This window comes from Pseudomonas sp. AN-B15 (assembly GCF_019056475.1).
GTDB lineage: Bacteria > Pseudomonadota > Gammaproteobacteria > Pseudomonadales > Pseudomonadaceae > Aquipseudomonas > Aquipseudomonas parakoreensis.
The window spans coordinates 6,147,250-6,162,836 of the sequence record NZ_CP049737.1 but is presented as its reverse complement, the minus strand read 5'-3'; the positions used below and the strand labels follow the sequence as shown (position 1 = coordinate 6,162,836).

10 protein-coding genes are annotated in these 15,587 nt (G+C 60.8%); 5 read left to right on the top strand and 5 right to left on the bottom strand.

What is annotated here, in order from left to right:
- Positions 1–61: 61 nt before the first annotated feature.
- The 3 genes from GTQ41_RS27945 to uvrD form a co-directional block, all read right to left on the bottom strand.
- On the bottom strand, positions 62–937 hold the full coding sequence (locus GTQ41_RS27945; protein ID WP_041073858.1) for a Tim44 domain-containing protein: 876 nt from the start codon (positions 935–937) through the stop codon (positions 62–64).
- A gap of 175 nt (positions 938–1,112) precedes the next feature.
- Positions 1,113–1,553 (bottom strand): EamA family transporter, encoded by a 441-nt coding sequence (locus tag GTQ41_RS27940; protein ID WP_027610340.1) that lies wholly within the window; start codon positions 1,551–1,553, stop codon positions 1,113–1,115.
- Positions 1,554–1,694: 141 nt separating this feature from the next.
- On the bottom strand, positions 1,695–3,878 hold the full coding sequence (gene uvrD, locus GTQ41_RS27935) for a DNA helicase II (protein ID WP_041073860.1): 2,184 nt from the start codon (positions 3,876–3,878) through the stop codon (positions 1,695–1,697).
- Between the two features lie 225 nt (positions 3,879–4,103).
- Here uvrD and GTQ41_RS27930 point away from each other — a divergent pair, with 225 nt between their 5' ends.
- From GTQ41_RS27930 to GTQ41_RS27920, 3 genes are all read left to right on the top strand, one after another.
- A complete protein-coding gene (locus GTQ41_RS27930) occupies positions 4,104–7,010 on the top strand; it encodes a GGDEF domain-containing phosphodiesterase (protein WP_047297338.1) in 2,907 nt (968 codons plus the stop codon).
- Positions 7,011–7,137: 127 nt separating this feature from the next.
- Entirely contained in the window at positions 7,138–8,004 is an 867-nt protein-coding gene (hexR, locus tag GTQ41_RS27925) for a transcriptional regulator HexR (RefSeq protein ID WP_007962240.1), read from the top strand.
- A 238-nt stretch (positions 8,005–8,242) separates the two neighbouring features.
- A complete protein-coding gene (locus GTQ41_RS27920; RefSeq protein WP_047297337.1) occupies positions 8,243–8,455 on the top strand; it encodes a PA3496 family putative envelope integrity protein in 213 nt (70 codons plus the stop codon).
- Here the strand turns inward: GTQ41_RS27920 and GTQ41_RS27915 are convergent.
- Positions 8,397–9,359 (bottom strand): LysR family transcriptional regulator, encoded by a 963-nt coding sequence (locus tag GTQ41_RS27915; RefSeq protein WP_047297336.1) that lies wholly within the window; start codon positions 9,357–9,359, stop codon positions 8,397–8,399. The two genes, GTQ41_RS27920 and GTQ41_RS27915, sit on opposite strands and share 59 nt — an antisense overlap.
- A gap of 190 nt (positions 9,360–9,549) precedes the next feature.
- Between GTQ41_RS27915 and GTQ41_RS27910 the strand changes: the two genes are divergently transcribed.
- Complete coding sequence (locus tag GTQ41_RS27910; protein ID WP_041073867.1) at positions 9,550–10,965, top strand: acetyl-CoA carboxylase biotin carboxylase subunit; 1,416 nt, start codon at positions 9,550–9,552, stop codon at positions 10,963–10,965.
- A gap of 11 nt (positions 10,966–10,976) precedes the next feature.
- Entirely contained in the window at positions 10,977–12,785 is a 1,809-nt protein-coding gene (gene oadA, locus GTQ41_RS27905) for a sodium-extruding oxaloacetate decarboxylase subunit alpha (RefSeq protein ID WP_007962245.1), read from the top strand.
- A gap of 172 nt (positions 12,786–12,957) precedes the next feature.
- Here oadA and GTQ41_RS27900 read toward each other — a convergent pair whose 3' ends face one another.
- Positions 12,958–15,216, bottom strand: a complete 2,259-nt coding sequence (locus GTQ41_RS27900; RefSeq protein ID WP_217325397.1) for an autotransporter domain-containing protein — start codon at positions 15,214–15,216, stop codon at positions 12,958–12,960.
- Between the last annotated feature and the right edge of the window lie 371 nt (positions 15,217–15,587).

The following is a 15,587-nucleotide window of genomic DNA, read 5'->3' as shown; positions in this document are numbered from 1 at the left end:
GAAATAGAAAACCCCGGCCTGAGCCGGGGTTTTTATTACCACATGCGTAACGCGGTGGGGATCAGCCGTTCTGGCGGATACCGGCCACCAGCCAAGGCTGGTTCTCGCCCTGTGGACGTTCCATGTTCCAGCTTTCGCTGAACACTTCGCCCTGGTCGAAACGCGAGGTCTTCGACACGCCGCTGAAGGTCAGGGTGGCGATGGTCTTGTCGGCACGATCATCCACGCCGTCCAGCTGCACTTGCAGGTTGTCGATGTAGGTCGACTGGAAGCCGTCGCCCAGATCCGCACGCTCACGCTTGAGGAACTCGAGCATCTGCGGGGTCACGAACTCGGCGATCTTGTCCATTTCGTTGGCGTCCCAGTGCTGCTGCAGCGACTGGAAGTGGCTGCGCGCGGCTTCAAGGAAGCGCTGTTCGTTGAACCAGGCTGGCGCGTTGATCACCGGACGAGCGGCAGCCGGAGCAGCCGAACCACCGAAGATCGAACCCATGGCAGCAGGCTTCTGTTCGAATACTTCACGCTGCATCGGCGCGCCGGCCGGAGCCAGGTGCTCCTGCTGCTTGCGTCGACGAGCGGCGATGAAGCGGAAGATCACGAACGCGATCACGGCCATGATCAGGATGTCGAAGATCTGCATGCCCTGGAAGCCGCCGCCCATGAACATGGACGCGAGCAAGCCACCGGCGGCGATACCGGCCAGAGGGCCGAGCCATTTCGAAGCGCCGCCAGCCTTGGCCGCGGCACCGGCAGCGCCGGCTGCACCAGCGGTCGCTGCTGCGCCGCCCATGCCTGGGGAAGAAGGAGCCATCTGGCTGGTCTGGTGCGTCGGCGCAGCGCCGGCACTTTTGCCACCACCAAAGCGCTTGGCGTTGGCGTCGAGGCTCATCGTCAGGCCGATGCACAACGCCATGGCGATGCTAAGAAAACGTTTCATAAAGGGAATTCCCGTTTGTGGAGACACGCGCGCCATGTTGCACAGCTGAAGTGTTACTGGCTAGCGAGAGAGTGTTTCGGGCTTTTGCCTGACAGGTTACGTTCAGCTCCGTCGAAGCAATAAGGCCATGTACTTTTGTCTGTAGGAAAAAGGGATAGGTTCAGCGAGAAATCGCTTAACGACGTAGCGCCAGCATCACCACACCGGCCGTGATCAGGCCGATGCCGCCCCATTGGCGCAGGTCGAGCTTCTCGCCCAGCAGGATCACGCCGAGCACCGCCACCAGCACCACGCTGAGCTTGTCCACTGGCGCGACCAGCGAAGCCGGGCCGACTTTCAGCGCGCGGAAATAGCACAGCCACGACGCGCCGGTACCCAGGCCGGACAACAGCAGGAACAGGTAGCTCTTGGCGGAAATTGATCCCAAGGACTGATATTGGCCCGTCGCGTACAAAATCAAGGCCAGGCTGACCAGTACCACGATGGTGCGCAGCAGAGTGGCGAAGTCGGAATTGACGTTTTCGATGCCGATCTTGGCAAAGATCGCCGTCAGCGCGGCGAACGTCGCCGAGAGCAGGGCCCAGAATGTCCAGGAAGAGAAGAAGCCTGAGCCCATGCAAATATCCTTGTTAGATCATCCAACGCCGACCCCTGTGGGAGCGAGCCTGCTCGCGAAAGCCACACTGCGGTTTATCAGATCAACCACGGTGATGTCATTCGCGAGCAGGCTCGCTCCCACAGAAAAGCGAAACCGGCGTCAGATCGCTTCCAGCTTGGCATACCCCAGCATCAGCCACTTGCTGCCTTCGCTGAAATTCACCTGCACCCGTGCCTGCGCGCCGGAACCTTCGAAGTTGAGGATCACGCCGTCGCCGAAGATCGAATGGCGTACTGCCTGACCCAGGCTGAAGCCGGTTTCCGGAATCTCGCTGCCGCTGAACAGGTTGCTGCCGCTCATCGACTGGTTGCCGCCAAACGGTCGGCTGACGCTGTTCGACAGGCGCACTTCCTGGATCAGCCCCTTCGGCACCTCGCGGACGAAACGCGAGACCTTGTTGTAGGTCTCGCTGCCGTACAGGCGTCGGGTTTCGGCATAGGTCATCACCAGATTCTGCATGGCGCGGGTGATGCCGACATAGGCCAGACGGCGTTCCTCTTCAAGGCGCCCCGGTTCTTCCAGGCTCATCTTGTGCGGGAACAGGCCTTCTTCCATGCCCACCAGGAACACGTAAGGGAATTCCAGGCCTTTGGCGCTGTGCAGGGTCATCAGTTGAATGCTGTCTTCATGCTCGTCGGCCTGAGTGTCGCCGGCTTCCAGCGACGCGTGGCCAAGGAATGCCGCCAGGGGCGTCAGCTCTTCGTCTTCTTCGGTGTTTTCGAAGTTGCGCGCGGCGCTGACCAGTTCCTCAAGGTTTTCTACCCGGGCCTGGCCTTTCTCGCCTTTTTCCGCTTCGTGATAGGCAATCAGCCCTGATTGCTCGATGACGGTCTGGGTCATCAAATGCAACGGCATCTCCATGCACTTGGCAGCGAGATTTTCGATCAGCTCGATAAACGCTCCCAGGGCGCCGGCAGCACGACCGGTCAGGCCTTTATTGGCGACCAGTTGCCGCATTGCTTCCCACATCGACACATCGCTGTGACGGGCATGGTCGCGGATCGCCTCGACGGTTTTCTCGCCAATGCCACGGGCCGGGACGTTGATGACCCGCTCCAGCGCGGCATCGTTGCCGCGACCTTCCAGCAAACGCAGGTAGGCCATGGCGTTCTTGATTTCCGCGCGCTCGAAGAAGCGCTGGCCGCCATAGATACGGTACGGAATGCGCTCGCGCAGCAAGGCTTCCTCCAAAACGCGCGATTGGGCGTTGGAGCGGTAAAGAATCGCGATGTCGCTGCGAGCCAGGCCGGTTTTCAGCGCGCTTTCGATGGTTTCGACAACATAGCGTGCTTCGTCGTGTTCGTTGAACGCGGCATACAGGTTGATCGCTTCGCCATCGCCACCGTCGGTCCACAGCTCTTTGCCGAGGCGTCCGGTGTTGTTGGCGATCAAGGCGTTGGCCGCTTTGAGGATGCCGGCGGTGGAGCGGTAGTTCTGCTCCAGGCGGATGGTCACCGAATCCGGGAAGTCGGACGAGTACTGATGAATGTTCTCGATTTTCGCCCCGCGCCAGCCGTAGATCGACTGATCGTCGTCACCCACCACCATCAGGCTGTCACCGCCCTTGCCGAGCAGGCGCAACCAGGCGTACTGCACGGCGTTGGTGTCCTGGAACTCGTCCACCAGAATGTGGCGGAAGCGCTTTTGATAGTGCGCCAGCAGACCCGGATGATCGCGCCACAGGTCGAGGGCGCGTAGCAGCAGTTCGGAAAAATCGATGACGCCGGCGCGCTGGCAGGCCGCCTCGTAGGCTTCATAGATGCCGCGCATGGTCGCCAGGTACAAGTCGCCGCTGGCCTGAATGTGCTGTGGGCGCAGACCTTCGTCTTTCTGCCCGTTGATGAACCATTGGGCCTGACGCGCCGGCCAGCGTTGCTCGTCCAGCCCCAGCTCGCGGATCACCCGCTTGACCAGGCGTTGCTGGTCGTCGCTGTCGAGAATCTGGAAAGTCTGGCTCAACCCGGCTTCCTGCCAGTGCGCCCGCAACAGGCGGTGCGCCAGGCCGTGGAAGGTACCGACCCACATGCCGGCCGGGTTGATACCCAGCAACTGCTCGATGCGATGACGCATCTCGGCAGCGGCCTTGTTGGTGAAGGTCACCGACAGAATGGAGTGGGGCGAGGCGTTTTCCACCTGGATCAACCAGGCGATACGGTGCACCAGCACTCGGGTTTTACCGGAACCGGCACCGGCCAGGACCAACTGACGGCCAACGGGGGCTGCTACGGCCTGGCGTTGGGCATCGTTGAGGGAGTTCAGCAGAAGGGAGAGATCATCGCGCATCGGGGCATTCTAGGGTGCGCCGCAGGCCCGGGCAAACCGAGCTTTGCATTAGCCGATGAAAGCGCCGTCGATGACGACCGGTCGGTCACTGGCTACAGGCTTCGGCCCGCCTCGCTTTGCGGGTTTTGCCGGTGATCGGACGGGAAAAGTTTCCGGCAAATTATGATCTGGAGCAGTTTGGCAACGGGGGCTGCTTGTGTATGCTCCGTCCACGTTTCGGGCCCAATGCTCACTCTTATAAGAACAACAACATTGCACAAGACCCTCAGCTCAGACCTGTCGGGCCCCTCTGTGGAACCCCGGGTCATCCGCAAGCAATACGCCGTCGAAATGGCGGTCGAACGCACGCGCCTGCTGTATCAGGGCTCGCTGCTGCCGACGATGTTCATGTTGCTCAATGGTCTGGTCTGCGCCGCTTTGCTCTGGAGCCCGCAGCGCTATTTCGTGGTCAGCATCTGGCTGGTCTGGTTGTTGTCGCTGGTGGCGCTGCGGGTGATTCAGGTCGCCGCGTTCGATTCGGCGATCCCGGACCGTCAGGCCCAGCCGATCTGGTTCCGCATGTTCCTGTTAGGCTCGACCATGACCGGCCTGACGCTGGCTGGCGCCGGCATTGCGCTGGTGCCCGCCGACAACTTCATGCAGCAAGCCTGGGTGTTCGGCCTGATCGGCGCCGCGACATTGTCGGCCAGCGTTGCTTATGCCGTCAGCCTGCCAGCGTTTCTGTCCTTTACCTTGCCGTGCCTGCTGCCGGCGATCGGCTACCTGTTCTGGGGCGGCGACGAACAGGCCCGCGGTTGGGGCTGGCTCGGGCTGATTCTGCTCGGTTCGCTGAGCGTGGTCGCCTGGCAGGTCAATCGGCTGATTGATCGTGGTTTGCTGCGGCGTTTTCAGAACCAGCACCTGATCGAGCACCTGCAGCAGGCGCAGAACCGCAGCGAGCAGCTCAATCAGGCGCTGGCCAAGGAAATCGAACAGCGGCGCTGCGCCGAGGGCCAATTGCGTGAGGCGCAGGTCGAGCTGGAGGACCGGGTGGCACAGCGCAGTCGCGAACTGGACGTAGCCAATCAGGCGTTGAGCAAAAGCGAAGCCCGTCTGGCCCTGGCGTTGAAGGCCAGTGAGCTGGGGCTGTGGGACTGGAACCTGCAAACCGACGAAGTCCATCACACGCAGATTCAGGAGTTGTTCGGCCTCGCGCCTGAATACGTCACGGCGATCCTGCGCGACCTCAAGCCACGCCTGCACCCGGAGGATGTGCCAGGGCTCAAGCAGGCGCTGATCGAGCACCTGAAGGGGCGCTCCGAGGACTATCAGATCGAATACCGCGTACGGCACGGTGACGGCCATTGGGTATGGATCGAAGACCGCGGCCGCGCTGTGGAGCGCAGTGACAGTGGCCGGGTGATCCGCATGGTCGGCACCCGGCGCGACATCAGCGCGAGCAAAAGCCTTGAAGAACAGCAGCGACTGGCGGCCACGGTGTTCGAAGCGGCCAGCGAAGGTATCGTCATTCTCGACCCGAACTACGCGATGATTGCGATCAATCAGGCGTTCAGCCGGGTCACCGGTTATGACATCGAAGACATGCTCGGGCGCAATGTCGTCGAGCTGCCGTGCAGTCGTGATGCGCGGCGACATTACGTTTCGATCCGCCACGCGCTGCAGCAGCACGGCAGCTGGCAGGGCGAACTGGTGGAAACCCGCAAGAACGGCGAGCTGTATCCGCAGTGGCTGCAACTCAACGCGGTGCGCGACAGTCGGGGAAACGTCAGTCATATCGTTGGCTTCTTCGCCGATCTTTCCGCGCGGCGCGAATCCGAAGAACGCATGCGCTACCTGACGCACTACGATGAACTCACCGGGCTGGCCAACCGTTCGCTGTTCCGCGAGCGCCTGCACGAAGCCCATCAGCGCGTGCGTCAGGGCGGCCGGCGCAGTCTGGCGCTGCTGCACATCAATCTCGATCGCTTCAAGCTGCTCAACGACAGCCTCGGTCATGAGGTCGCGGACCAACTGCTGCAGAAAATGGCCCGACGCCTGGTCAATGCGTTGCCGGAGGCTGACACCATCGCGCGACTGTCCGGTGACGAGTTTGCGGTGCTGTTCGATGCCTACGGCAACCTGTCGAGCCTGGCACGGGTCGCCACGCGGCTGTCGAGCAAGCTGCGCCTGCCGTTGACGGTCGAAGGGCATGAACTGGTGGTCAGTGCCTCGATGGGCATCAGCATGCTGCCGGACAACGCCCGAGAGATTGCCGCGCTGGTCAGTCAGTCGAACATGGCCATGCAACACGCCAAGCACCTGGGCGGCAACAATTTTCAGTTCTATACCGACAGCTTGCAGGCTAGCACCCTTGAACGTCTGCAACTGGAGAACCAGTTGCGCAAAGCCATCGAAGACAAGCAACTCAAGGTGTTCTACCAGCCGAAGCTGTGCCTGCAAACCGGGCGCCTGAATGCGGCGGAAGCGCTGGTGCGCTGGGATCATCCGACCATGGGTCGGGTGCCGCCGGGGGACTTCATCGGTCTGGCCGAGGAAACCGGACTGATCGGCCCGATCGGCGAATTCGTGCTGCGCCAGGCCTGCTGGCAGGCGTGCGAATGGCAGCGTCAGGGGCTGGCGCCGATTCGGGTATCGGTGAACCTGTCGGTGCATCAACTGCGTCAGGGCAAACTGGTCAGTCTGGTGCGCCAGGTGCTGGAGGAAACCGGGCTGGCGCCGCACTACCTCGAACTGGAACTCACCGAGAGTCAGCTGCTGGACAGCGTCGAACACATCATCGCGACCTTCCAGCAACTGCGCGATCTGGGGGTGAAGCTGGCAATCGACGATTTCGGCACCGGCTATTCGTCACTGAGTTACCTCAAGCGGATTCCGGTGGATTACGTGAAGATCGATCAGGCGTTCATTCGCGGGCTGGGGCAGGGCAGTGAGGATGCGGCGATCACCCGGGCGATCATCGCCATGGCTCACGGGCTGTCGTTGAAAGTGGTGGCCGAAGGTGTCGAGCGGCAAGAGCAGCTGGAATTTCTACGCGTCGAGCGCTGCGACGAAGTGCAGGGTTATCTGATCAGTCGTCCGGTGGAGGCCGACCGTCTGGCCGGGCTGTTGCGCGAACAGGAAAAACCGCTTTAAGGGCTACATGCACTCCATCGCGCCTGATATGGGGACATGGAGTTACGCATTGAGCAGGCAAAAAGCCAATTCATGTAGTATAACTACAAGCGTGCTACATCCTTGCCCATAAGAAGAGTCCAGCCCCTTGAATCTGCTGCAACACATCGCCCAGTCACGTCACCTGTTACGCAAGTCGGAGCTCAAGGTCGCCGACCACGTGCTGCTTGACCCTGCGGCGGTGATGCACAGTTCCATGGCCGACCTGGCCCACAGCGTCGGCATCAGCGAACCGACCATCGTGCGCTTCTGCCGGGCCATTGGCTGCTCCGGGTTTCAGGATCTCAAACTCAAACTGGCGCAGAGCCTGGCCGCCGGTGCCAGCTTCGGCCAGTTCGCGATCCATGAAGACGACTCGGTCGCCGACTACAGCCTGAAAATTTTCGACACCACATTGCATACGCTGATGGAGGTTCGCGAGAAGCTCGATCCGGTGGAATTGCAGCGTGCCGTGACGCTGATGTCCCAGGCGCAGCGCGTCGAGTTCTACGGCTTTGGTGCGTCGGGCGCGGTGGCGGCGGATGCGCAGCACAAGTTCTTCCGTCTGCTGCTGACCGCTGCGGCGTATTCCGACCCGCACATGCAGGCGATGTCGGCGGTGACCTTGAAGCCAACCGACGTGGCGATCTGCATTTCCCAGTCCGGGCGCTCCAAGGATCTGCTGATCACTGCCAACCTGGTGCGCGAGAGCGGCGCTTCGCTGATCACTTTGTGCCCGAGTCAGACACCGTTGGCGGAGCTGTCGACGGTCAACCTGGCCATCGATGTACACGAAGACACCGAGATCTACACGCCGCTGACCTCGCGCATTGCGCACCTGGTGGTGATCGACGTGCTGGCGATGGGCGTGGCGATGGCGCGTGGGCCGAGTCTGGTCAATCACCTGAAGAGCGTGAAGCGCAGCCTGCGCAGCTTGCGGCTGTCCCCCAAGGCCGTGAAAGCCCTCGACGACTAAAGTCATTCTAAGGTCGTTCCGACCTTGATCGCGGGCAAGCCCGCTCCCACAGGGATTGATGGTGTTCACAAATTGTGTGCTCCACACAAAAACCTGTGGGAGCGGGCTTGCCCGCGATGGCGTCCTCGAAAAAAACACGGTTATCAGAAATTTTCATCGCACTGTCATCCCCGCGCAGCCAAACCGTCATCCCTCACGCCTATCGTGAAACTCCCGTACTCGCCTTGGGAGACTCGAAATGGCTCAGCCCTACGAAGAACGCAACAGCGCCGCGAAAACCCGTCGTCAGCAGGAAGACCAGCGCCGTATGGAATTCCGTCGCGCCATCGAAGATCGCTTCGAACTCCGTCAGCTTCAGAGCGAAATCAGCGATTTTCCCGAGGACATCGAACTCAAATACTGGCAGACCGCACCGGCAGCTTCCCGTCGAAGCGCTCAACCAGCGCGCTGATCTGCGCCCGCTCGCTGCGGATAAACGCCAGGAAGGCATGCGCCACCGGTGACAGCCGTTTGGCCTTGGCTTGCACCAGACACCAGCTGCGAAACAGCGGCAACTCCTCGACCGGTAGCTCCACCAGGCCGCCGGTCGCCAGTTCCAGGTTCAGGGCGTGGCGCGTCAACAGCGCCAGGCCCAGCCCCGCCACGACGCATTCACGTTGAGCTTCGGCCGAGGCCACTTCCTGAGTCTGGGTGAAGTGCACGCGTTTCTCTTTGAAATACTCTTCACAGGCCAATCGCGTACCTGAGCCCGGTTCGCGGATCAGCAGCGTGTAAGGCTCGAGATCCTGCAGACGCAGCGGCCCCATGTGCGCCAGCGGATGGTCCGGGCGCGCCACGGCGACAATCGGGTTGTTCAGAAACGGCAGAAACTCCAGACCCATGTCCTGCGGCACCATTGACATGATCACCAGATCATCGCGGTTGTCCGAGAGGCGGCGAATCACCTGGCCGCGGTTGACCACAGTCAGCTGCAGGTTCACTTCCGGGTGCTGGCGCTTGAACGCGGCGAACAGGTGCGGCACGAAGTATTTGGCACTGGATTCCACCGCCAGCTTCAACTGGCCTTGCAGCGAGCCCTGCATGTCCGACAGCTGCATGTCGAGGTTTTCCAGGCGGCCGAAGATGTCCCGGCTGGCACGCTGCAGGGCTTCGGCGGCCTCGGTCATGTAGAGTTTTTTGCCGACGTAATCGAATAACGGCTGGCCGATCAGCTCTTCCAGCTGACGAATCTGTAGGCTGACGGCCGGTTGTGTTAGAGACATTTCATCGGCGGCGCGGCTGTAGGAACGTAAATCACACACTTCGTTGAAGATCTGCAATTGGCGTAATGTCATACGCATCAAGGACTTACGCATTTCTCACGGGCTCTGGCGGCGGGCTGATGGTTTAACTATAAGTCTTTGCTTATGCCTGACCCAATTTTTATTCATTTTTGTTAATCCCTTACGAGCGCTAGTGTGGGGCGGCGACTAAATTGAAACATTTAGTCACGCGTCGACCTGGGTCTAGCAGGTCGTGGTGCCACCGGCTCAAGGGAACCTCCAAGTGATAACAAAGATCCTGATCGCCAACCGTGGTGAGATTGCCGTACGAATCGTGCGAGCCTGCGCCGAAATGGGCATTCGCTCGGTTGCGATTTTTTCCGACGCCGACCGCCATGCCTTGCATGTGAAGCGTGCGGACGAAGCCCACAGCATCGGTGCCGAGCCACTGGCCGGTTACCTGAACCCGCGCAAGCTGGTGAACCTGGCGGTGGAAACCGGTTGCGATGCATTGCATCCCGGTTACGGCTTCCTGTCGGAAAATGCCGAGCTGGCAGACATCTGCGCCGAACGCGGAATCAAGTTCATTGGCCCGTCGGCGGAAGTCATTCGCCGCATGGGCGACAAGACTGAAGCCCGGCGCAGCATGATCAAGGCCGGCGTACCCGTCACCCCAGGCACCGAAGGCAACGTCTCCGGTATCGAAGAAGCCCTGGCCGAAGGCGACCGCATCGGTTACCCGGTGATGCTCAAAGCTACTTCTGGTGGTGGCGGGCGCGGCATCCGTCGCTGCAACAGCCGCGAAGAACTCGAACAGAATTTCCCTCGGGTGATTTCCGAAGCGACCAAGGCTTTCGGTTCGGCGGAAGTGTTCCTGGAAAAATGCATCGTCAACCCGAAACACATCGAAGCGCAGATCCTCGGCGACAGCTTCGGCAACGTCGTGCACTTGTTCGAGCGTGACTGCTCGATCCAGCGCCGCAACCAGAAGCTGATCGAGATCGCCCCGAGCCCGCAACTGACCCCGGAACAGCGCGCCTACATCGGCGACCTGTCGGTGCGCGCGGCCAAGGCTGTGGGTTACGAAAACGCCGGCACCGTGGAGTTTCTGCTCGCCGAGGGCGAGGTGTACTTCATGGAGATGAACACCCGGGTGCAGGTGGAGCACACCATCACCGAAGAAATCACCGGGATCGACATCGTCCGCGAACAGATCCGCATCGCTTCCGGCCTGCCACTGTCGGTGAAGCAGGAAGATATTCAGCACCGTGGTTTCGCGTTGCAGTTCCGCATCAACGCGGAAGACCCGAAGAACAACTTCCTGCCGAGCTTCGGCAAGATCACGCGTTACTACGCTCCCGGCGGCCCGGGCGTGCGCACCGACACGGCGATCTATACCGGTTACACCATTCCGCCGTTCTACGATTCGATGTGCCTGAAACTGGTGGTCTGGGCGCTGACCTGGGAAGAGGCGATGGACCGTGGCCTGCGCGCGCTGGACGACATGCGCCTGCAAGGCGTGAAGACCACCGCCGCCTACTACCAGGAAATCCTGCGCAATCCGGAATTCCGTAGCGGCCAGTTCAATACCAGCTTCGTTGAAAGCCACCCTGAACTGACCAACTACTCGATCAAGCGCAAACCCGAAGAGCTGGCCCTGGCCATCGCCGCCGCCATCGCCGCCCACGCAGGCCTGTGAGGAATATAAGAATGAGCAAGAAGATCTTTGTCACCGACACCATCCTGCGCGACGCTCACCAATCGCTGCTCGCCACCCGTATGCGCACCGAAGACATGCTGCCGATCTGCGACAAGCTCGACAAAGTCGGCTATTGGTCGCTGGAATGCTGGGGCGGTGCAACCTTCGACGCCTGCGTTCGCTTTCTGAAAGAAGACCCGTGGGAGCGTCTGCGCCAACTGCGCGCCGCGCTGCCCAACACTCGCCTGCAAATGCTTCTGCGCGGGCAGAACCTGCTCGGCTACCGCCACTATAGCGATGACGTGGTCAAAGCCTTCGTCGCCAAGGCCGCGGTCAATGGCATCGACGTATTCCGTATCTTCGACGCAATGAACGATGTGCGTAACCTGCGCGTGGCCATCGAAGCGGTGAAAGCTGCCGGCAAACATGCGCAAGGCACTATCGCCTACACCACCAGCCCGGTGCACACCATCGACGCGTTCGTGGCGCAGGCCAAGCAGATGGAAGCCATGGGGTGCGACTCGGTGGCGATCAAGGACATGGCCGGTCTGCTGACACCGTACGCCACCGGTGAACTGGTCCGCGCCTTGAAGGCCGAGCAGTCGCTGCCAGTGTTCATCCACTCGCATGACACCGCTGGTCTGGCGGCGATGTGCCAATTGAAAGCCATTGAAAACGGCGCCGATCACATCGACACCGCGATCTCCAGCTTCGCCTCGGGCACCAGTCATCCGGGCACCGAGTCGATGGTTGCTGCGCTCAAAGGCACCGAATACGACACCGGTCTGAACCTCGAGCTGCTGCAGGAAATCGGTCTGTACTTCTACGCCGTGCGCAAGAAGTACCACCAGTTCGAAAGCGAATTCACCGCAGTCGATACCCGTGTGCAAGTCAACCAGGTGCCGGGCGGGATGATCTCCAACCTTGCCAACCAGTTGAAAGAGCAGGGCGCGCTGAACCGCATGGCCGAAGTGCTGGCGGAAATCCCGCGGGTGCGTGAAGACCTTGGTTTCCCGCCGCTGGTGACTCCGACGTCGCAGATCGTCGGCACTCAGGCGTTCTTCAACGTGCTGGCTGGCGAGCGCTACAAGACCATCACCAATGAAGTGAAGCTGTACCTGCAAGGTGGTTACGGCAAGGCGCCGGGCGTGGTCAACGAGAAGTTGCGTCGTCAGGCCATCGGCAGCGAAGAGGTGATCGACGTGCGTCCGGCGGATCTGCTCAAGCCGGAAATGACCAAGTTGCGTGCCGACATCGGCGCACTGGCCAAGTCCGAAGAAGACGTGCTGACCTTCGCCATGTTCCCGGACATCGGGCGCAAGTTCCTCGAAGAACGTGCCGCCGGCACCCTGGTTCCGGAAGTGCTGTTGCCGATCCCTGAGGCCGGTGGTGTGGCGAAGGCTGGCGGCGAAGGCGTGCCGACCGAGTTTGTCATCGACGTCCACGGCGAAACCTACCGCGTCGACATCACCGGTGTCGGTGTGAAGGCCGAAGGCAAGCGTCACTTCTACCTGTCCATCGACGGCATGCCGGAAGAGGTGGTGTTCGAACCGCTCAACGAATTCGTCGGCGGTGGCAGCAGCAAACGCAAGCAGGCGTCGGCACCGGGCCATGTCAGCACCACCATGCCAGGCAACATCGTCGATGTGCTGGTCAAGGAGGGTGACACCGTCAAGGCTGGCCAGGCTGTATTGATCACCGAAGCGATGAAGATGGAAACCGAAGTCCAGGCAGCGATTGCCGGCAAGGTCACCGCCATTCATGTGGCCAAGGGCGACCGGGTCAACCCGGGCGAAATCCTGATCGAGATCGAAGGCTGAGATAACCGCCGCGATCCAACGCTTTAAACCTCGGGGGGGCATGTGCTCCCCTTTTTTTTCGCCTGCAATATGCCGTTTTCTGTAGGCGCTGCCGCAGGCGGCGATCTTTTGACTTTGCTCTTGGAGATCAACAGATCGCAGCCTGCGGCAGCTCCTACAGGGTAGCGTTGTGTCAGAACGCCATGCGCCACTGGCCTGCCACGCCGTAACTGCGGCTGTCGTTGCCGGCCTCACCGGTGAGGCCTATGGCCAGGGCGTTGCGGTCGGACAGCGTCAGGTCCAGACCGGCGTCCAGCGTAAAGCTGTTGCGATCCATCTCGGCGCCGGTGACTTCATAGCTTCTGCCACCCTTGACCAGTTGCTGGCGCGTTACGTTATCCAGATCGCCGTAGGTGTGTTTCACGCTGGCGCTCAGACGCGGCATCAGTTGCATGCCGTTCGACAGCTGGCTGATGTTCGCCAGGCGCAGGCCGAGGGTGCTGCTCGGATTCGCCTGGGTCTGACCCTGAACCTTGAGCGCCGCATCGCCACCTTTCTCGGTGTAGCCGTCACGTTGATAGCGTTGATAGCCGACGCTGGCGAACGGCTCGATGCTGACGTTGCCACGACCGAGGTTGTAGCCGACTTCGGCAAAGGCGTGCTGGGTGCTGGCGCCATAGCTGCTGTTGAGCCGATCACTGAAACCCTTGAACGCAACGCGACGTTTGCCGCTGCCGTCATGGCTGCCGTACGAGGCGCCCAAGCGTAAGGCTAACGGGCCATCCTGACGCAACGCGTAGGCGCCGAGGTGCCAGCTGTCGAGATCACCGTCGTACTGCCGGGCATCGAAGCGGGTCTGCGCTTTTGCACCCATCAGGCCGACGTGCCATTGCTCGTCGATTCGCCAGTCGGACCCCATGACCAGACCTTGGGTGGAATGCTTCAGAACACTGGCGGCGTCACGATCTACCTGGCCGCCATGCCCCAGTGCCTGCAGCCAGACCCGCCCGTTGCCTTCGCCACCAGCCGCTCGGCGCGGTGCATTCCCTGAGCTCTGCGCGCCATTGCCGCTGTCCAGTTGATGCATGGCCGAAAGCATGCTGGCGCTGAGCGGATTGACGCTGCTCAGTGTGGCTTTGGCGAGGTTGGCGTTGCTGCCGGCGGCGAGTTGTTCGAGAGCCAGGCTGGCCGTCGGCTTGCTGGAGCCGAGCAGGGCCGTGACGGCAGTATTTTGAGGGGTGGACGCGCTGATGGCTTTGCTTGTCTGGCGAAGTGTCTCAGGCTCTTGAGGTTGCTGAGGTTGCTGAGGTTGCTGAGGTTGCTGAGGTTGCTGAGGTTGCTGAGGTTGCTGAGGTTGCTGAGGTTGCTGAGGTTGCTGAGGTTGCTGAGGTTGCTGAGGTTGCTGAGATGGGGAGGGTGTCTCGTCAATGCTTTGGGCGAGCGCCTGACTACTCTGCGTGGTCGCAAGTTTTTCGAGCGGCACATCGTTACGGGCATAGAGCAAGCCCACTCGTTGTGCTTCGTAGTGCAGCGTCGGAGTCATGTATGCCAGATCGTTTTCAACGGTGCCGAACTGTCCCTCAATCTGTTCCGCTTGCAGAACGGTGTGTTGGCTGCTTTGCGGATAGTCGCCGGCGGTGACGAGTTTCAGGGTGGCGTCACCCAAATGCGCGGTTCCTTTTACCACCACCGTCTGACTGTTGCCGGAGGCATCCACGGCATAGGCCAGCACGGCAGAACGGGCCAGGCGCAGATCTCCCGCGATCTTGGGTGCGCCATAGACATCGTCGACGGTCATGCGTCCGTGCAGGTTCAAATGATTAACCGCACCATTCCCGGCTATATGGGCGTTTTCATGAACATCCACCGTGCCGTCAATGAGGCCCTGGTTGGTCAGGTCACCGCCAGACGCGACAGTGGCGCCGCCATTGATCGCTCCTTTGTTGATCAGAATACCCTCGGTCACTGCCGTGCCCAGAATTTGCCCATCGTTGACCAGCAATGCCTTCGGATGGACCAGTACGCCGATGTTGAAATCACCCGGTCCGCTACGGGTCCAGCTCCCGCGCCTGACCTCCAGCCCGCTGAAGTTACGGGTTTCACCCAGCACGCCTTTCTTGTTCGCGTCGAGTTGCAGCAGGTTGTCGCCCCCGCCACCGTCGACCAGACCGGCGAAACTGCCCCGAGATTGCACGGTGACAAGATCGTTGCGGCCATCGAGCGCCAGCGCTACACCCTCTTGCGCCGGATACGCTTTGCTGACCTTCAGTTGGACGGTGTCCGGATGATTGGCGAAAGCGTTGATCGCTGATTTGAACGTTTCAGAGGGGGCGGGAGAGATGCCTTGAGTGTCGGGCGGTGTGTCCTGAGCCATGGACAGATCAGCACATCCCATCGCCAGAGTAATGGCCAGTGTCAGGTGTTTGGGTCGAAAGTGGAATTGAACGGGCATCGAGTTCAGCCTCTCGTGGAAGGAGGCCAAACTCTAAGTTGGAGCCTGCAGGCACCGATGTCAGCCGGATCGCTCGGTGCTGCGGGCTGCGTCTGTTTGATCTTCGGAAAAGGGCGGCTCGACAAAGACTGGCGGATTGCGCCGTGCCGTCGCGTTGTCGTTTCCTACAAATTGAATTGCCATTAGCAGCTTGTAATGATCAGAAACTCATCTGCGACTGCCCGATCAACCCGTGGTTGCGACTGTTGCTGCCAATCTCGCCGCTGCAGGGCATTGATGGAGGGCCTTTGGTTATTAGCGGGCCGTCCGTATAGCGAGGGGTTCTTACAGAATGAAGTCGGAGGATGACTTGCATTATTTTGCGTTCAGAT